Origin of the sequence: Allotamlana fucoidanivorans (genome assembly GCF_006265225.1) — a bacterium.
Lineage (GTDB): Bacteria > Bacteroidota > Bacteroidia > Flavobacteriales > Flavobacteriaceae > Allotamlana > Allotamlana fucoidanivorans.
In genome coordinates this window covers 156,490-174,213 of record NZ_VDCS01000003.1, presented here as the reverse complement: position 1 = coordinate 174,213, position 17,724 = coordinate 156,490, and the positions used below count along the sequence as shown (strand labels likewise).

General features: G+C 34.4%; 19 protein-coding genes. 9 read left to right on the top strand and 10 right to left on the bottom strand.

Translation table 11 applies throughout. The annotated features are described in order from the left end of the window. The first annotated feature begins 550 nt into the window (after positions 1-550). The 6 genes from FGF67_RS03650 to FGF67_RS03625 all read left to right on the top strand — a co-directional run bounded on the left by FGF67_RS03650 (position 551) and on the right by FGF67_RS03625 (position 5,063). A complete protein-coding gene (locus tag FGF67_RS03650) occupies positions 551-889 on the top strand; it encodes a single-stranded DNA-binding protein (RefSeq protein ID WP_139695112.1) in 339 nt (112 codons plus the stop codon). Between the two features lie 43 nt (positions 890-932). Further along, on the top strand, positions 933-1,358 hold the full coding sequence (locus tag FGF67_RS03645) for a DUF6876 family protein (RefSeq protein WP_233243996.1): 426 nt from the start codon (positions 933-935) through the stop codon (positions 1,356-1,358). Positions 1,359-1,370: 12 nt separating this feature from the next. Continuing rightward, on the top strand, positions 1,371-1,568 hold the full coding sequence (locus tag FGF67_RS03640) for a hypothetical protein (RefSeq protein WP_139695111.1): 198 nt from the start codon (positions 1,371-1,373) through the stop codon (positions 1,566-1,568). A 408-nt stretch (positions 1,569-1,976) separates the two neighbouring features. Further along, on the top strand, positions 1,977-2,618 hold the full coding sequence (locus FGF67_RS03635; RefSeq protein ID WP_317128477.1) for a BfmA/BtgA family mobilization protein: 642 nt from the start codon (positions 1,977-1,979) through the stop codon (positions 2,616-2,618). Further along, positions 2,581-3,618: a MobB family relaxase gene (gene mobB, locus FGF67_RS03630; protein ID WP_139695109.1), complete on the top strand. Its 1,038-nt coding sequence runs from the start codon at positions 2,581-2,583 to the stop codon at positions 3,616-3,618. Before FGF67_RS03635 ends, mobB begins: the two co-directional genes overlap by 38 nt. Beyond that, positions 3,615-5,063 carry a type IV secretory system conjugative DNA transfer family protein gene (locus tag FGF67_RS03625; RefSeq protein ID WP_139695108.1) on the top strand — a complete coding sequence of 483 codons (1,449 nt, stop codon included), beginning with the start codon at positions 3,615-3,617 and terminating at the stop codon, positions 5,061-5,063. The genes mobB and FGF67_RS03625 overlap by 4 nt, the downstream gene beginning before the upstream one ends. A 99-nt stretch (positions 5,064-5,162) precedes the next feature. On the opposite strand, the gene FGF67_RS03620 is transcribed toward FGF67_RS03625, so the two are convergent. The 10 genes from FGF67_RS03620 to FGF67_RS03580 all read right to left on the bottom strand — a co-directional run bounded on the left by FGF67_RS03620 (position 5,163) and on the right by FGF67_RS03580 (position 12,215). Beyond that, positions 5,163-5,759, bottom strand: a complete 597-nt coding sequence (locus FGF67_RS03620; RefSeq protein ID WP_233243995.1) for a nucleotidyl transferase AbiEii/AbiGii toxin family protein — start codon at positions 5,757-5,759, stop codon at positions 5,163-5,165. A 66-nt stretch (positions 5,760-5,825) separates the two neighbouring features. Beyond that, positions 5,826-6,311 (bottom strand): helix-turn-helix transcriptional regulator, encoded by a 486-nt coding sequence (locus tag FGF67_RS03615; protein WP_139695106.1) that lies wholly within the window; start codon positions 6,309-6,311, stop codon positions 5,826-5,828. A gap of 107 nt (positions 6,312-6,418) precedes the next feature. After that, positions 6,419-7,870, bottom strand: a complete 1,452-nt coding sequence (locus FGF67_RS03610) for an FRG domain-containing protein (RefSeq protein ID WP_139695105.1) — start codon at positions 7,868-7,870, stop codon at positions 6,419-6,421. A gap of 36 nt (positions 7,871-7,906) precedes the next feature. Next, positions 7,907-8,251, bottom strand: a complete 345-nt coding sequence (locus tag FGF67_RS03605; protein WP_139695104.1) for a hypothetical protein — start codon at positions 8,249-8,251, stop codon at positions 7,907-7,909. Positions 8,252-8,407: 156 nt separating this feature from the next. Further along, a complete protein-coding gene (locus FGF67_RS17445) occupies positions 8,408-9,136 on the bottom strand; it encodes a DUF2326 domain-containing protein (protein ID WP_199240649.1) in 729 nt (242 codons plus the stop codon). An 84-nt stretch (positions 9,137-9,220) separates the two neighbouring features. Further along, a complete protein-coding gene (locus tag FGF67_RS17440; protein ID WP_199240648.1) occupies positions 9,221-10,120 on the bottom strand; it encodes a hypothetical protein in 900 nt (299 codons plus the stop codon). Then, positions 10,111-10,335 (bottom strand): ABC-three component system middle component 6, encoded by a 225-nt coding sequence (locus tag FGF67_RS03595; RefSeq protein ID WP_139695103.1) that lies wholly within the window; start codon positions 10,333-10,335, stop codon positions 10,111-10,113. The genes FGF67_RS17440 and FGF67_RS03595 overlap by 10 nt, the downstream gene beginning before the upstream one ends. Continuing rightward, positions 10,322-11,290, bottom strand: coding sequence for an ABC-three component system protein (locus FGF67_RS03590; RefSeq protein ID WP_139695102.1), 969 nt, complete (start codon positions 11,288-11,290; stop codon positions 10,322-10,324). Before FGF67_RS03590 ends, FGF67_RS03595 begins: the two co-directional genes overlap by 14 nt. Before the next feature lie 212 nt (positions 11,291-11,502). Further along, positions 11,503-11,754 (bottom strand): helix-turn-helix domain-containing protein, encoded by a 252-nt coding sequence (locus FGF67_RS03585; protein WP_139695101.1) that lies wholly within the window; start codon positions 11,752-11,754, stop codon positions 11,503-11,505. 173 nt (positions 11,755-11,927) lie between these two features. Next, complete coding sequence (locus FGF67_RS03580; protein ID WP_158293172.1) at positions 11,928-12,215, bottom strand: hypothetical protein; 288 nt, start codon at positions 12,213-12,215, stop codon at positions 11,928-11,930. 380 nt (positions 12,216-12,595) lie between these two features. Between FGF67_RS03580 and FGF67_RS03575 the strand changes: the two genes are divergently transcribed. From FGF67_RS03575 to FGF67_RS03565, 3 genes are all read left to right on the top strand, one after another. Next, positions 12,596-13,138 (top strand): RNA polymerase sigma-70 factor, encoded by a 543-nt coding sequence (locus tag FGF67_RS03575; protein WP_139695099.1) that lies wholly within the window; start codon positions 12,596-12,598, stop codon positions 13,136-13,138. A 57-nt stretch (positions 13,139-13,195) separates the two neighbouring features. Beyond that, positions 13,196-14,347 (top strand): FecR family protein, encoded by a 1,152-nt coding sequence (locus tag FGF67_RS03570; protein WP_139695098.1) that lies wholly within the window; start codon positions 13,196-13,198, stop codon positions 14,345-14,347. Positions 14,348-14,435: 88 nt separating this feature from the next. Next, positions 14,436-17,720, top strand: a complete 3,285-nt coding sequence (locus FGF67_RS03565; RefSeq protein ID WP_139695097.1) for a SusC/RagA family TonB-linked outer membrane protein — start codon at positions 14,436-14,438, stop codon at positions 17,718-17,720. Positions 17,721-17,724: the final 4 nt, after the last annotated feature.

The window sequence follows — 17,724 nt, the reverse complement described above, 5'->3', positions numbered from 1 at the left end:
GGAGTCCACTTATAATCGGAAAGTCATCATTTCGATTTACTTAACAGAATTTACGGTAAGCCCTTCTTGGGGCTTTCTCGAAAATTCCTAAAAACCGAATCGCTGACTTGCAAATTTTAAGGGGTTTGTAATAGATAAAGCCTTTAGTTGTTTTTCGGATCATCGAAAAACAGGCAGTACATAAGCATTTCTAAATTAATCCCACTGACTCCACGCGCTTAACTTCCCGTACGCTTCTTTGTAAATGGGATTAAAAGAACCTGCTAATGCCCTATAGAACTTGTCAAGACCAAGACAGGTTTTAGATAAAAATAAGGTTTCTACTTCCTTGTTTTTAGCCCTTCGGTAAAAACGACGTTGCAGACACTCCTGATTTATTTTCTAAAAGTCTTGACAAAACCCACTTTCTCCATTAGTGCTATGCACGCAAGAAATCATACAAAACACCCCTTAAAATTTAGTTGCATTCTCTTGAAAACGGGAACCATAAATCAAAAAGGGAAATCATTAACCCGCTTGCCAAAAGGTAGGCATTTAAAAATCTTTTATTATGAGTACACTAAAAAACAAAGTACAGTTAATTGGAAACGTAGGACAAGAGCCTAGCATTACGAATTTGGAAAACGGCAAAAAAGTAGCCCGACTGTCATTGGCAACCAATGGACATTACAAAAACGGGCAGGGCGAAAAACAGACCGATACCAATTGGCATACCATTATTTCATGGGGCAAGACGGCTGACATAATTGAAAGGTATGTTACTAAGGGCAAAGAAATAGCCATAGAGGGTAAATTGAGTACAAGAGCCTATGATGATAAAGACGGTAATAAACGTTATGTGACCGAGGTCATCGTATCTGAAATATTGTTATTAGGAAATAACAGTTAATCCAACCCTTACAGCAATTAAGAAAGAGGGTGTTCCAAAGGATATGGAGCATCCTCCTTTTAACCATAACTTTTTAAAACACACCACAATGGACACACAAGTCAATAAAATAGAAAAGCAATTACAGCATTTCACAGGAACTGAAATGTACTACCACATCCCTATATTAAAGACCCGTTTTACGGATGGGCTGAAATACCTTGCCGATGTTGCCGACTGTTATTGGTTGATTACAGATGCTTCGGTAATAGCCAAGAGCCTGAAATACAAAAGCGGTTGGATTACGATAGATTTTAAAAGGTTGCCCGAGGATAAACGGACAGCTTCAGGATACGAGGCGGAGATTGTTTACAGTGATGGGAACGACACTATTTTGGAAAGACACGGATATCGGGTAACCGATTTTCCTTTAGATGCGTTACGACTGTTTTTTGTGAACGATACCTTGATGCTACCAAGCGAATATTAAAACCTGAAAGCTATGATACACCTAAATTTTACCGATTTAAACGAAGAGGCACAAGAACGGTTGATAGCGAGTTCTAAAGAAGATGTCAAAAGGAAATATGGCAAGGATCTGATGGATTATGCCACCAAGCACAATACTAACTTAGACACAATGCTTGAGGAAGAAGCCATACGGAATTTGTATAATTACAAGTATGTTTTCAAAATCTAAACTTTAAAACCAAACATCAAAGACCTCAATAATCGGGGTCTTTTTCTTTTCAAATACAGAAGGCATTTCAGGAAATCTAACGTTTTAAACGGCTATTTTTTTAAAGCGCATACAATTTATAGGCATTTCAAACCAATTGCAACCAAACGTCATTTGAAGGATTTATAAGAATCCACTACTTTTAATAAAGACATGCAGATGGTAAACGCTTGCATGAAAATTTTGTCCCGCGGGCGGGACGAAATCGAATAGCAAGAGGGTAACGCGCTAAGCGACGTTACAGATTTAAAAAACTCTCAAAACCCTTGTAAATAAAGGGTTTGTTCGGGTTTGTGATTTGTAAGGAGTTTTTCGATTTCACGGAAACGCACCCTGAGCCCAGTAAATACGGTAAAAATTTCACGGAAAATGGCAAAATGGTCCAAAGATGAACCCTTTAAAAATCTGAGCATTAAAGCCTCGGTCGCCATGCGGTATCGTAGTTTCTGCAGGGAGCTGAAAGTAACGCAGTCCATGAACTTAAATAATATGATGGACTTTTTTAAGGGTAATGATATGCTACCAACCGATACTTTGGAATCCCATCTGGGACAAGTAGAGCAAGCCATAAAAAAGCGCATCAATGCTCTGGTGGCTATCATTCGAGACATTGAAAGACAACAGACCGCACCAACCCATGAAATGTTACAACTGTTATTTCAGGAAGCAGGAGGGCAACTGAGGAAACCGCCTGAGACATCCAAAACCATTGCGGGGTTAAAAGTATTAGATCAGCCTGAACTATCCTTTGAAAAACATGAAGCCATATTAGCCAAACTCCAAGACATACCTATTGATGGGTATACACACTATAAGAACCAATATTTCAAAACTCAGCAGCAATTACAGGATTTACAAAGTCTAATAAACAAGAGCCTCAAACAGTCGAAGTATATCAGTCCATCTTTTGGATCGGGCTATGTCAGACTGGAAATATCCAAAACCGATTACAAACAATTAAAAACCCAAAGCCATGTATCTAACCATAAGCCCACAAAAAACAGGAAGTAGCTATCTGCAAAGCGTTTCAGACTTTGTTAAGTATCTGGAAAAGGAGAACGATAACTATGGCCTAGAAGCCGACGAAGCCTATTTTTTTAATCAGGATAATGACGGAATTACTAGTCTTCAGGTCATTACCGATATTGATGCCAATACCAAAAAGCTGCACAAGCATGAACCTAAGTTCTATTCCATTACCATTAATCCGAGCCAACGTGAGCTATCGGCTTTAAAAAATCATACCAAAGATTTAAAAGCCTACACCCGAGAGTTAATGAAAGCCTATGCCGCCTCATTCCATCGGGAAATTGAAGGACGCGCCATAACGGTAAAGGATTTAAAATACTTTGCAAAAATCGAATATAGCCGTAGTTATAAAGGAACGGATAAAGCGGTTCGGGAAAACCAAAAGTACATCGCTAAAATTGCGAAGCTCAAACACCATATTGTTAAGATTGAACGCAATGAAATGGCAGGTAGTGTAAAAGCAAAGCAACAAGCCATTGAGCAGGCTAGAGCTACAGCCCCTCATAAGCTAAATGGTAAAATGATTGAAGCTGGTATGCCCAAAGCAGGGGCGCAAACCCATGTGCATATTATTATGAGCCGCAAAGATCAATCCAATCGCTATAGCCTGTCTCCAGGCAGCAAATACAAAGCCTCAACCGTTGAGTTAAATGGCAAGCTTGTAAAACGAGGCTTCGATAGGGATAGGTTTTATCAAAAGGCAGAAAAACAATTTGACAAACAGTTTAATTATAAACGCCATTATGTCGAGCAATATAAAGCGAGAAAAACATTGTTGAAACAACCAGATGTTTATTTGAAACAACTGTGGCAAATGACACCAAAACAGCGGGCACTGGGGTTTCATATACTCAGAGAAGCAGGCATACAAACCAAATTACCGTCCATACCAGTAAATCAAGCGCAGCTTGCGGCTAAAATTGTGAAACAACTTAAAAAAGGATTAACCAGGGCCATGCGTTCTGGTTCTATTGAAATATGAAAGACCCCATCTTACAAAATATGATAATCTATGCATTACCCATAGCATGTATAATTATGCTACTATACTTGCTGTTTTGGGACGGAAATACCGCTAAAGTTCACAAGAAATACAAAATGAAATTTCAGCTCCTATCAGGGCGATTGAAGATTGCGAATATTAGACGAGGTTCCTGTATCATTGGCTCAGCAGGAAGCGGTAAAACCGAAAGTGTCATCTATCAGTTCTTAAAGCATTTTACAAAACACAAATTTTGTGGCATTGTACACGATTACAAAGATTTGGAATTGACGGAATTGGTATATCCTTTATGTCACGCCAATGGCATCACCCTATACACCATAGCCTTTGATACTTTATATTACAGAGTTAATCCTATAGCACCAAAATACCTGTCCAATGAAGAAAGCGTTCTTGAGGTTACCAAAGTACTTATGGAAAATTTACTTGAACAGCACAGTTCTGAATCTTCGGGGAGCCATAAATTTTTCTCAGATGCCGTTGAAGGGCTGTTATCAGGAGTTATTTGGAACCTACGTAGCTATTATCCGCAGTATTGTACCTTACCCCATGTGATAGCTCTATTTCAGTATTTAGAGAAAGATGGGCTCGTACAGTTTTTAAACACCAACATAACCTCAAGAGCTATGGCCAGTGCTTTTTTACACGGTGTAGATTCCGAGAAACAAACTGCAGGGGTGCGCAGTACTTTATCCAATGCACTAAAAAAGTTAAGCACTCGCCAATTATTTATGGCATTGTCAGCCGATGAAGTGCCACTAAATGTCAATGATACCGAGAATAAGGGAATTATCGCCATATCTAACCATCCCAAATACGAAACAACCTTTGCACCAGTAATAGCTATGGTCATACATACGGTGGTGAAGCAAATGAGTGAACGTGGCAAAGCATCGGCTTTTATTCTTATGGAAGAAGCACCAACCATCAAACTGTTGCATATGCACAGAATACCAGCTACCTTAAGGAGTTATGATATTACCACTGTATATGTGATGCAGGATAAAATTCAGAACGATATGCTCTACGGCGATAAAGCCAGTAGAGCGATAATTAGCAATTTGTCGTATCAGTTTTTTGGAAAAGCCAATGACCCCGATACCGCCAAATACTATGAAAGCTTCTTTGAAATTGTGACTAAACCTACTAGAAGTGTGAGTAAGGATAGCAGTTGGAATTTTAATAGCAGAATAACCAAAGGCGAGAAAGAGGTTAGCAAGCGCCGAGCCAATGAGTTCTTTAGGCTAAAAACAGGGCAGTTTGTCGTCTTCGCCGATGGTAAAGACCGCAAAGTGCAGTTCAGATTATTGAAAATGAAAAAAGAAAAACCACCTGTTTTAAAAAGCTACTCTGTTGATGATCTGGATATCAATTTTCAAAAAATTCATTCAGATATAAGAAGGATGTTTGAAGCGGGAAAATGATAGTGTTTTGAGTTTAAAATTTGTTTAGAGCAAATATTCTGAGACGTTTAATTTGATGGAATATTGTAGAAGGAAAACAATGGAATATAGGAATAAAAGTTACCTTGATTTAAAGCGTTCTAGCTTGTCAGTAATATCCTCTTTAATAAAAGCCCAATGTTTGCCAAAATAGCAAATGGGGTCAAAGTCATTATCTGCTAAATCGAAATCTACAAAATTTTTAAGAATTAATTCTCGGTCATGGTTATAGGGATAACGCTGTTCGTGTAATTTTAACATCTGTTCAATGTTGTAGGTGTTTAGAAGTTCATGTAAATCCCAAAAGTCTTTTTTTCGTCCTCCTCTTTGTATAATATCCAATTTCATGGCTATGACTTCTTCAATAGTAGCCAACCGAATACCATCTTCAATTATAGGTGGTTGTATATAGCTGTCTGTATAAAAAACGTCTAGTTTTAAAGAGTTTGTCTGGTCAGTTCCAATAAAATATGCTTTTCCCAAACCCGGCTCAATGTTCTTCGGGTAATCAACATATTTAAAATTAGATCCTAGATAGGTATCAATTTGTTTAAAATCAATAGAACCATAACGGGCATCACTAAAAAGGTCAATATCTATAGATGCTCTATGCCCAATTTGTAAGCTAAGCGCAGTACCACCTACCAATCTAAAATCGTTGAATACCTCTGAAGCCATTAGTTTTAAAAGACTGTCATGGAGCAATTTATTTACTGTATTATAGTATAGCATCAAGGAAGTACATTATAAACTAGAAACGGTGTAAGGCTTTCTAAGTTTTGAGTTTAATACAGCATTAATGGTATTCTTACCATAAAATCTGCTAATTTCTTGTTTTTCATTTTCATTGCCACGATCAAAAACTCTATTGATTACTGCTCTGTATTGTTTTTTCCAATCAATTTTTGAGTAATCAGTGTCCCAAAATAAAGAAGCTCTAAGTTTTGAAAGATTAGGTGTTGCAGCTTGCTGTTTGTTTTTAGCTCTTGAAATATCAAAATAGGTTTGTAAAAGGGCTAAAGAGCCTTCCTCTAATTCTAAGACTTCTTCTATTTTTAAGGCCAAAGCTGTATTTAAACTTCTACGCCCTTTTGTAATGGCATTTAAGGTTTGTGGATGCTCATTAATAGAAAGCGCAAAGGGGCGTTGGCGTATCGAACGTTTTTTTAATATGCGCTCAATAACAAACCCAGGGTGTATGCCTTTGTATTTTTCTATTAAGATATTCATATTACAAATGTAAACAAATTTGTTTATGTATAATGTTTGTTGTTATGTAAAATATAACAGGAATTTGATCTTGCTGAATTGAAAAGGTTTATAATATAAAATCATTTTTAGGCATACCCTAAAATGTCAATTTGAACTGGTGTATAAAAAATTACAGGAAATTTGTTTTCTCTATTATAAAAGACTTGATTAGCAATGGCTTCTGTTTTGAAAAATTCAATAAGTTTTTTAAAATCGAACACATAGCGTGGTTTGTTTAAATGTAGTAGTAATTCAGCAGGAATAGGACGAGGAAGTTTTTTCAAAATAATATCGTTTAAATCATTCCTAAAATAGCTTATAATATTGTTTTTTTTAGTTTTAAATCTTACACGACTTCCATATTTATTAGCCATTTCTAATAGTATTAACTCTTCGCTATCTTGAGTGAAAATGTCTTGAAGTTCCAAAGACAAGTATGTGGTTAAAATAGATAAAATATCTTCAATACTGTATGGTAAATTTCTTGTTCCATCCCAAATATTTCTGCAGTTTACACTAATAATTCTTGAATTTTTTTTAGATAAAATCGGTTTGACAGAAAAATCAAAAATTAGGGGTGTTTTTTTATCTATTCTTTTATTTTTAAATTCTCTAGTAAGATTGGCTTTAATAGTTTCAATGAATTCGTCATTAACAAATTTTTGTAGAATATGAATTTGAATCTGTTTTTCGTTTTTAGAAGATTTCCATTCCTCCTTGAATGAGTGTTTCCATTTTTGATAAGTATATGAATACCAGCTTTTATGAACTTCTTTTTTCTCCAAGATTTCATACTGATTATTGTTAGGTATAGATATAATCGGGGATTTTAATTGTTTTGCAAGATTATTTATCCTGTTTAGACCTTCAATCCGTTTTTCTGTATCAAAAAAACCATCTAGAATGATTTCTAGTTCACTTTTTCTTTCTGGATATATGTCAGCTTTTTTAATTTTATTATAAGACTCTGTATATGGAAATATAATTCTGTCAAATGGATAGTATTGTTCAATTTGATGGTAAGGCGTGAACAAAAAACAGCCTTTTTGAGCTTGTAACCGCCATAAGTTATCAACTTCTACTCTTGAGATGTAAGAAGGTACAACATTCTCTCTGTCATATAACACTTTAATAATCTGAATAAAATCTTCAAAGTCATATTCGTTTAAACAAATTATTGAACAATATTCGCCAATTTTGTTTGATTGTGAATTAGTGGCAAAATAGAAAGCAACATCAATACTTTGTGTAAAGTCAATATAATTAGTTGGGATGCCGTAATGTTGAGCAATCGCGAAGTAATAGTCTACATTTGTACAATATTTTTTTAATGTTTTATCTATGTTGAAAAAAGTAAATATTCTTTCAATTTGTTCTATAGACTTTTCAAATTGTTTTTTTGAAAGCCTCCCAGCTGTAGGTATAACTTCCCAGTTTTGTGCCTGTCCGCGAAATAAATTATATTTTTCTATTCTTTGAAACTGTTTGGCAAGTTTTAATGCTTCCGCAATATTTTTGACTTCGTATGTTTGTGACATAGATGATTTGATCAATTAAAGAACTGAAAGCAATACCTATACTTTTTTTTCAACAGAAAGAATTGAAATGAGTCCTCCAATTCCAAGATTTAAAAATAGCTGCCAATATTCAAAAAAAATAAAACTGAATAGAAATAATACAAAAGTTAAGATTGACAATAAGGTTAATCGATAATTTTTGGTAAATAGTGTTCTTAATTTAGAAGAAAAGGCTTTTTTTATTTTTGCTAAACCCCGTTGATATTTTCTACGAAAATTTCTTTTCTCAAGACGCTGGCTACTTTTGATTCTTCGTACGCCATAACTTTTTAATTCTTGATTATCTACTAGTACCCATCCAATAGAGTTTATACCTAAATCTAGTCCTAAATATTTACACATAGTTTTATAAGATAAAATGTTATATTGATTTGTTTTAAAGTAGTTAATTAATTTGGATGACGCCGATTTTAAAGACGCTTTCCGATATCTGATAACATTTTGGATTACAATAAGATAAAAAAGAAATGTTTTTAAATTAATTTTAGCTTTATTTTTTTATATTCTAAAAAGTTTATCATTTTCAGATAGTTCTAGAATGAAGTAGTCTTTATTATTCAATTCACTAGGTAATTTATCTTTTAGTATTGATGCAACGAATTGAATATTCTTGTCATTCACAAAGTTGGCAATCTTCACTAATTGATTATCGTGCATTAATTCTTTCTTATCATTTAATAGAAAGTCCATACTTGGCATTTCTTCATCACGAGCGAATAGAATATAAGCTATATCAAAACAAGATATTTCGCCTTGTTTTTTACCTGAACTAAAATTCGTGTTAAATGCTGAAAATTTATATAATTTCCGGCCTTTTCTGTTGGTGATTTTTTCATATTTCAAAGCATATTTTTCATCATAAAGATATTCAGAGACAGATGAAAAATATTTATTGAATTTATTTAATTGAGTCTTTACTTTTTCTTCGAACTCGTCTGAGAATAAGGCATCATCAATTTCATCAAGTTCGTCATTGTAGGATTTTAAATTGTCCTCGACTTCTTGTAGTTGTTGAATCGTATTCTCATACTCTCCTTTAAGTCTATATTTTTCAGTCAGCTCACTGATTAAGACTTCCAATTCTTCGAATGAATCGCTTTTGGCTATAATTTGAGATAATATAGCCTCCTCTCTTAGTAGTGTTTTTAATTCTTGATTCTTTTTCTCAAGTTTTTGCTCCAAATTTGGTAGCTCGTTATTAATGAATTTTGCTTTTTCTGAAATCATCTGATTATGGTAGTTTACCATATTTTCGAATGATTTTTGTAATTCCCCTAAAATGTCTGTAGCTTGACTATAGATTTGCTCTAATTATAAAAGGTCAATTTCTGACTTATTTGCTTCAAGCTCGATCTTGGCTTCAATTATTAACTCCTTTCTAATGTTAATTTTGCTTATCTCTGAACTCAATTTATTAATCCGATATTTAACTTCATTGAGTTTGTTTAAGTCCGAATCAAAATTTTCATTTAAGTTTAATTTAGACTTCTTGTTTTGTAATTCTTCAATGTCATTTTCTATAAGAGATAAAGTCGTTTCATAAGCAGATTTTGTTTGAAATCTCTCTAACCGGTTTTTAAAATTACTTTCTTGACGTATGTTCTGAAGAATCTCTTGCTTTTTATTACCCTCATTAAATTCACAGCCTAATAAATAAAGATATAAAGTTTCGTATTCGGCATCTGAAGTAAACTTATCTAGTGTTTTTAGGGTATTATTAATACTCAAATCTTTATATCTAATATTATGAGATATAATTTGTCTAAAACTAGGTTTTTCAGCTATAAGATTTGGAAAAAATAGTTCTTTAAGGACATCTTCGAATTCATCATCTGTGTATTGAGTTCCATTTATCCGTCTTATAACTGTTTTTCTAGAACTGTGGAAGTTACGCTCAATTACAAACTCTGTTTCTGTTTTAGGATTAAGAGTATCGGAAAGCGTTAGAATAACAAGAACGTCATTATCGATTAAAAATTCTTTTACAAGAGCATATACTTCTTTGGGATTTTCTGGGTCTTGCCATATATTACTTTTATTAGCTCCAAAACAAAAATCTATAAGTTTTAAAACTGTGGTTTTTCCAATATTATTTCCCGTGATACTCCCTTTACTCTCATCAACAATCAAATTTATTCCATCACGAAATTCAATATCACGAATTATAGAGGAACTCTTAGTATTTATTATTTGAAGTGATTTTAAGAACATAATTTAACCTCTCCTTTTTTTAATTCTGCTACGTTGATTATATAAAGCCAGTCTAAACACAAAATAAAAACAGGAAATGATATTTTTTTTGTTTTAGATATTTTTTGATATAAGTCTAACATATCTAGTTTGCCGTGTTCTTGCAATATTTTTAAAGCAAGAGATGCATTATAATATATGCTATTTTCTGGATGAATATTATCAGGTAGTAACATAATTATAATTTTTTGGATTTTCGAAAATTTTACATCTTATGAAAGCGTCCACAATTAAAATGTCTATGCATAATTCTATTTCGTCAATAGGGATATCATCTATGTTTTTACTTTCAAGAACTTTACTTTTAATACTTTCTATAGTTTCAAAGAAAACGTCATCTTTGTTATCCGTTTTTTTAAGTTTTCTATATTCCTTTCTAATCGAATTTAATACAGAATTACTCTTATTAGCGCCTAATAAATCAAACTCTGTATATTTTTCATCAACTTTTTTATAGTATACACAAAACTCTTCAATTACTTCTCTTGCATCATCAAGTTCATTATATTGAATTTTCCTATCTATTTCGAAACTATTATAGCTATCATCGCTATTAGAGTCATCCCACTTTTCAAGTGACAAAATGTTTATTATCGTGGCAAGATTACTATCTAGTTTAACAATGTCAACATCTTCTCCTAACTCATCTTTTATGAATTCATAAATTTCTCGTTGCCGTTTTGGGCTTTCTCCGAGAATTATATTCAGTAAAGATGTAATATCATAAATATCTCCTGAAGGTTTAAAAGGAACAGAATGAGGATTCGAATATGTTTTGGTTCTTAAATCCGTAGCATCTTTTGAAATGGAAATAAACTTAAAATTATAGCCTTTGTATTTTTTAAAAATATCTTTTGTGAGTGTTGATTCTATTTTTTGTTTCGTGCAGGTAGCTGATACTTGGAAGATTATTTTGTTTTTATGGTCAATTAAGTCAATTGCTTCAACATTCTGAGCACTACTATTTAAATTAACCAATTGAAAGTCAAAAAGTAAATTAAAAAAATGAAGATAGAAGTTTTCCGAATGAAGGTGCAGGTTTAGAATGTTAAGTTTCCCCCTGGTATTAATTCTATGAGCAAGTATGTGGATTTTCTCATCTACATATTCGAAATATTTGCTTCTGTTCATTCGCGTCGTAGGTTTGGTCAAAGGTAATTCTTCTAACTAGAAAAATTGAATTATTGGAAAAGATTTAGTTTTTTTGAATTTATCAAATATAAATAAAATCTTACTTTAATTATTATTCTTTTGAATGAACTTTTTTCTTTGAAGTAGGCTTGATTATATAATTTTTTTGAAATTTGGTTTTGTTTCTATAGCAAATTAGGATATTGCAACAATTAACCAAGAAAAAGATCCGAATCAAAAAACTCTTTTAAAGAAATATTTACCATTTTACAAAAGCGATTTATGGTGTGAATTGAAACCCCGCGCTTATCATTGATGTTTTCCCATCGACTTACGATTTGTCTATCAATAAAATGCTTGTCAGCAAATTTTGATTGATTTGGATTAGCCTTAATCCTTAATTCCTTTATTCTTAAGGCTATACTTGTATTCAATGCAATATCTTCCGGTTTCAATTTACCCATACTGCAATTTTTGTTATTAATTAGAAGCTATTTAGTTGGATAAAAAATTATTGTTTCACATCCTTTCAAAAATAAACAAGTTCTTACGTTGAATAAGTTTTTTTTAATAAATATCTAACACGAAAAACCAATCGTCAAAGGCGAGGTTCAGAATAATCAATGAGATACATTTTTTATTTCAAAATAAATGAATCATTTAGTTTTCCTCCATATTTGTTTTCTACTAGTTTAAAAAAATCAGATAGTTTTACGCCTTTATTGAAGCAAATAATGGATAATGTGTATAAGGGTAAGTTATATCCATCCTTCTCCATTATTTTTTCGATGGTATTTTTATGTACACCATATATCTTACCATATTCTCTAGTAGACTTCCCATCAATAAGCCACTCCTCACTTATGTACTTACATACATATTTACTTGTAAGGTATATCTTTTGATTATTCTTATTGCTAGGCATTAAGCAAAGGAAAACATAAGGAAGTTGAATGTTGGTCACGATAGTGTCCAATCAAAATATTTGTCCTATATTTGTTAGTGAATACATATATTTGCGATTCTTCGTATTAAAATATTAGAAGCTATCGCTTAGAGTCTCTAAACTGAAAACTGGTAATTTTTTGCACTAGAGATGATAAGTAGATTGGCTCACGACCCGGGCGTGGGCTCTCTTATCAGTGCAAGGTATACCAGTACCTCAGTTTAGGTAAGTAGAGTGCTGCGCCCAATTTTTTCTACACATTTTTAATGTTGTTTAAACCTATTGGGTTTATACCCTTTTCCTAAGGGTTTGTTACGCACAATACTATGAGAGTTATCTTAAATTAATACCAACGGCCTATGCCAAGTGGTACATTACATTTTACAAGCTTAAAAGGGTTCAAAGTACTTTTTGATACGCTTTACCCCTCGCTGTGTCTATTTGCTAAGCGGTATCTTAACGATATGGATAGTGCTAAAGACCTCGTGCAGGAGGTGTTTATTTCAGTATGGGAAAAACAGCCAGAACTTAAAAACCAAAATGCGGTAAAAGCCTATTTATATACCATGGTAAAAAACCGTTGTTTGAATTATTTACATAGCAAGCAGGCTAAACAGATGCGAAAAACCACATCTATAGATATTGAAAATTTGAAACATGAAGTCGTTGTTTTAGCAGATATAACCATGGTAGAAACCTATGCCCATTTGTATAAAGCTATTAAAACCTTACCCAAACAAACGGCTAAAGTAATTGAGCTTACTCTAAAAGATTATACCACCAAAGAAATTGCTGAAGAGCTCGCCATCACACCAAGTACGGTTCGTACCCAAAAAAGTCGCGCTTATTTAAAGTTAAAGGGTATTTTGAGCCAATTAAATCAATTTTTCCTGATTTTTTAATCAGGTCTTGTAGACGCATTTTATTATTCCATGTCATAGAAGTACAAAACAATTTCTATGAGTATTTATAAACGCATTTTTACCTTAGCGAGGAAAACGGCGAAAGCCATATCAAAAGGAGAGGAGCCAAAAGACCTCAAAGCAACCAATTTATTCGATGCTGCTACAAAAAGTGATATGCTAGATGCGTTGAACGAGGAAGCTGTTGAATATAATGTCAAGCAACTACAATCTATTGACACTGAAAATGATTGGAAAAAAGTAGCATCTCAACTTGAACCTAAACCAAAACCATTAATAGCATCTTTTTATAAAGTGGCCGCTGTGCTTATTTTATTGATTTCTGTAGCCTATGTGATATTAACCCTAAGCCCAACAAATGAACACTTGAAGTCTGAAGAATCTCAAGTCTTAGCCGGAACCGATAAGGCTATATTAACACTTTCAGATGGTTCAGAAATTGCTTTAGAAAAGGGAGTCCCTTTTAAAAATGAGTTAGTCCAAAGCAATGGAAAGCGGTTAGAATATCACAATGAATCAACCCATACATTTGAAGTATTTAATTATTTGACCGTCCCAAGAGGCGGACAGTATCAAATAGCCTTATCAGACGGCACCATAGTGTGGTTGAATGCAGATACCAAATTAAAATATCCAGCGGCCTTTAAAAAAGGTGCACCTCGAATAGTTGAACTTTTATACGGTGAAGCCTTTTTTGAAGTAAGCCCAAGTACAGACCCAAACAAAGACATGTTTCAGGTTCGCACAAAACACCAAACTATAGAAGTGGTAGGCACCAAATTCAATGTAAAAACTTATTCAGACGAGCCCAATATTGTTACTACCCTAACCGAAGGGCGTATCACTCTTGAAATAGACCACAAAACAAGGGCATTAAAACCAGGAGACCAAGCCATATTAAATCGTCAATCTAAACGACTCAACATAACTAAAATCAACACCGAATATGCCACCGCATGGATGAATGGGTATTTCAACTTTAAAGACAAGCCCTTAAAGGAAATCATGCAGGTGCTTTCCAGATGGTATGATGTAGATGTTCATTTTGAAGATGCTCATTTAGAAACCGTAAAGTTTAGCGGCATACTCAGTAAAACACAACACCTGAACGATATATTAAAAGGAATACAAATCACTAACGCCATTACTGCCTATGACATAAACAACAAGACCGTAACTATAAAATAAAAAGAAAGGGAACAAAGCTATGACCTGGACAGTGCAGCTGAATCCCCTTAAGATTAATCAGTTTAAAAACTAACTAATACGCAAATTTATGCAAATTAAATTAACAAATGGGTTTTTCTTGGTTAAGAAAAGCCTGCTCAAATGCCTTATGAAAACCTTAGTGCTTTTAAGTTTTACTGTGGTTTTTGGTTTCACTTCCAACCCTATGCTGTCTCAAAACACAGAGATAACCATAGCTACCGACCAAACCATGACCATTGAAGCCCTTTTAGAACTCATAAGAAAACAAAGCGATTATACCTTTATCTATCAATCTCATATTTTTGAAGATTTGGCCCCCATACAACTCAAAAAAGGTGTGGTAAAGATTACTACCCTGTTAAAGCAGTATTTACCAAAACACCTTTATAAAGTTTCAGAGTTGGAGGATCATCATATCGTCATAACCCGAAAAGCTTTAAAATCAAAGAGACAGGGAAAGATTGAAGTTAAAGGCATCATAACCGATGAAAAACAGGTGCCCATTACTGGGGTGCATATCTTGGTTCTTGGTACCAGCCATGGTGTGGTTTCTAATTTTGATGGTGGTTATGAGATACAAGCCAAACCTAAGGACACCTTGGTTTTCACAATAATGGGGTATGAGACTCAAAACATAGCCATAAATAACCGTACCCTAATTAATGTACAATTAAAAGAAGCCATTACCGCCTTAGATGCCGTAACTATTAATGCGGGGTATTATTCAGTATCTGAAAAAGAACGCACTGGAAACATCAGTCGTGTGGTGGCCAAAGATATTGAACTACAGCCAGTAGTCAATCCATTACAAGCCCTACAAGGCAGAATGGCGGGCGTGGAAGTTAATCAGGTAAACAGTATGCCAGGAGCAAATCCAGTAATTCGAATTCGAGGACGGAACAGCCTTCGGGATGATGGAAATTTACCACTTTATGTTGTGGATGGTGTTCCCATAAATGCAGCAGCAGTAGATGCTTTCGGTCTCTATGCCATTTCAGGTGTCGACCCCTTAAGTAATCTAAATCCAGCTAACATAGAAAGCATTGAAGTGCTAAAAGATGCGGATGCTACAGCTATTTATGGTTCACGGGGAGCCAATGGTGTCGTATTAATTACCACAAAAAAAGGAAAGGCAGGAAAGGCTAGTTTAAATTTGAGTGCCTATTCAGGAATAGGTCGAATTTCTAAAAAATTGGATATGCTTCACACCGCGGATTATTTAGAGATGCGTCAGGAGGCTTTTACCAATGAAAACAGAACACCAAGGGCGTCTAATGCGCCAGACTTACTATTATGGGATCAAGACCGTTATACAGATTGGCAAGAGACACTACTTGGCGAAACGGCATTCATTTCAGATGTGCAAAAAGCACTGTCTGGTGGCTCAGAAAGCACATCTTTTTTATTTGGGTTAGGACATCATACCGAATCTTTGGTATTTCCTGGAGATTTTGGATACAAGAAATTTACTGGAAATTTTAATTTGAATCACTATAGTGTCGATAATCGGTTTCGTTTTACTATGTCAAGTAGTTATGGTATCGATACTAATGAAAGCTTTAACTCAAACCAATTTATTGAAAATGCGATCACTTTGGCACCAAATGCACCTGCATTATACCTTGAAGACGGCAGCTTAAATTGGGAAGATTCTAGCTGGTCAAACCCCATGGCAGATTTACTAAAAACTCAAAAAATTAGGACAGAGAATTTGGTAGTTAATGCGGTACTGCAATATGAACTCTTGGATAAATTTTGGGCAAAGCTAAATATGGGCTATACCAGCTATCATAGTGATGCTCTAGCAAAAGACCCAATAAGTAGCAAAGACCCCAATTTTGAACAAGAAAATAATGCCCAACGGGATACAGCAAAACGAGAATCCTATATTTTAGAGCCTCAACTGAACTACTCATTTGTATTTGGTAAAAATGAATTAGAAGCTCTGGCAGGAGTAACATTTCAGAGGAGCAATTCCAATCGTATATTAATTTCTGGACAAGGATTTGTTGACGAGCGCATGATGGACAATTTTGCGACGGCAGAAAGACAGAGTTTCTTGATTCAGGATGATCGAGAATATGCTTATAATGCCATATTTGGTCGTTTGGCATATAACTGGAATAAGAGTTTGTTTTTAAATTTTACAGGACGAAGAGACGGCTCCTCACGCTTTGGTTCTGGACGAAAATTTGGAAATTTTGGAGCTGTAGGTGCAGCCTGGGTGTTTTCAAATATGACCTTTATAAAGGAATCACTACCCGTTTTAAGTTTTGGAAAACTTCGAGGAAGTTATGGTACCTCTGGCAATGATCAAATTTCTGATTATGGGTATTATGATACGTATCAATCAACTAATGGTATTAACGGATTGTATCCAACGCAATTGGCCAATCCGAATTATTCGTGGGAAGTGAATAAAAAGTTGGAGCTAGCTGGAGAGTTTATCTTTTTTAAAGACCGCTTAATGCTCTCTGCAAGCTGGTACCGTAACCGATCTTCAAATCAATTAGTGGGGTATTCGCTCCCGGCACTTACTGGTTTTACTTCTATTCAGGCAAATTTACCGGCTACTGTAGAAAACAGAGGTTGGGAATTGCAGCTTATGAGTTCGAATATCCAAGGGACAAATTTTAATTGGAAGACCAACCTCACTCTTACATTCCCTAAAAATGAACTCCTAGAATTTGAAAATTTAGAAGAGAGTTCTTATGCCAATCGTTATCGTGTAGGTCATTCCTTAAATAGTGCCTTGTTATATCATAATCTGGGTGTAGACTCAGAAACGGGCTTGTTTGTCATGGACGATGTAAATGAAGATGAGCGTTTTGATTATAAAGATCGTACCATTATTCAAGATATGGGCCGACAATATTTTGGCGGATTGAATAACACTATAAGTTATAAAGGATTTAGTCTAGATTTCTTTTTTCAATTTGTTAAACAAAAAGGGAGAAACCACCTGTCTTTATTTGCTACACCAGGACGAAATGAACTGAACCAAGCAACTTTGGTTATGAATCGTTGGCAGGAAGAAGGCGATATGAGCCATATTCAAAAGTTCTCGGTTTCATCCACTTCTAATAGGACTTATAATAGAGCAGCGCTTAGCGACATGTCTGTTACAGATGCTTCATTTATTCGATTACGAACCCTATCACTTTCCTATCAATTGCCATCAACAGTTTTAGGCCTTTCAGGATTGAAATCCGTTAGACTGTATTTGCATGGGCAGAACTTATTAACTTTTACGAATTACAAAGGTTTAGACCCAGAATCAGCTCCTTTAGGGTCACTTAGAAATCTACCGCCACTTCGCACAGTAACGGCAGGAGTTCAGTTAACTTTTTAAATCT

Bases quoted from the DNA above. Each gene is read 5' to 3' on its own strand.
- FGF67_RS03610 (WP_139695105.1), bottom strand. From the start codon at position 7,870: ATGTCACAAACATACGAAGTCAAAAATATTGCGGAAGCATTAAAACTT.
- FGF67_RS03605 (WP_139695104.1), bottom strand. From the start codon at position 8,251: ATGTGTAAATATTTAGGACTAGATTTAGGTATAAACTCTATTGGATGG.
- FGF67_RS03595 (WP_139695103.1), bottom strand. From the start codon at position 10,335: ATGTTACTACCTGATAATATTCATCCAGAAAATAGCATATATTATAAT.
- FGF67_RS03620 (WP_233243995.1), bottom strand. From the start codon at position 5,759: ATGGCTTCAGAGGTATTCAACGATTTTAGATTGGTAGGTGGTACTGCG.
- FGF67_RS03580 (WP_158293172.1), bottom strand. From the start codon at position 12,215: ATGCCTAGCAATAAGAATAATCAAAAGATATACCTTACAAGTAAATAT.
- FGF67_RS03635 (WP_317128477.1), top strand. From the start codon at position 1,977: ATGGCAAAATGGTCCAAAGATGAACCCTTTAAAAATCTGAGCATTAAA.
- mobB (WP_139695109.1), top strand. From the start codon at position 2,581: ATGTATCTAACCATAAGCCCACAAAAAACAGGAAGTAGCTATCTGCAA.
- FGF67_RS03650 (WP_139695112.1), top strand. From the start codon at position 551: ATGAGTACACTAAAAAACAAAGTACAGTTAATTGGAAACGTAGGACAA.
- FGF67_RS03585 (WP_139695101.1), bottom strand. From the start codon at position 11,754: ATGGGTAAATTGAAACCGGAAGATATTGCATTGAATACAAGTATAGCC.
- FGF67_RS17440 (WP_199240648.1), bottom strand. From the start codon at position 10,120: ATGTTCTTAAAATCACTTCAAATAATAAATACTAAGAGTTCCTCTATA.
- FGF67_RS03565 (WP_139695097.1), top strand. From the start codon at position 14,436: ATGCAAATTAAATTAACAAATGGGTTTTTCTTGGTTAAGAAAAGCCTG.
- FGF67_RS03645 (WP_233243996.1), top strand. From the start codon at position 933: ATGGAGCATCCTCCTTTTAACCATAACTTTTTAAAACACACCACAATG.
- FGF67_RS03615 (WP_139695106.1), bottom strand. From the start codon at position 6,311: ATGAATATCTTAATAGAAAAATACAAAGGCATACACCCTGGGTTTGTT.
- FGF67_RS17445 (WP_199240649.1), bottom strand. From the start codon at position 9,136: ATGATTTCAGAAAAAGCAAAATTCATTAATAACGAGCTACCAAATTTG.
- FGF67_RS03570 (WP_139695098.1), top strand. From the start codon at position 13,196: ATGAGTATTTATAAACGCATTTTTACCTTAGCGAGGAAAACGGCGAAA.
- FGF67_RS03590 (WP_139695102.1), bottom strand. From the start codon at position 11,290: ATGAACAGAAGCAAATATTTCGAATATGTAGATGAGAAAATCCACATA.
- FGF67_RS03625 (WP_139695108.1), top strand. From the start codon at position 3,615: ATGAAAGACCCCATCTTACAAAATATGATAATCTATGCATTACCCATA.
- FGF67_RS03640 (WP_139695111.1), top strand. From the start codon at position 1,371: ATGATACACCTAAATTTTACCGATTTAAACGAAGAGGCACAAGAACGG.
- FGF67_RS03575 (WP_139695099.1), top strand. From the start codon at position 12,596: ATGCCAAGTGGTACATTACATTTTACAAGCTTAAAAGGGTTCAAAGTA.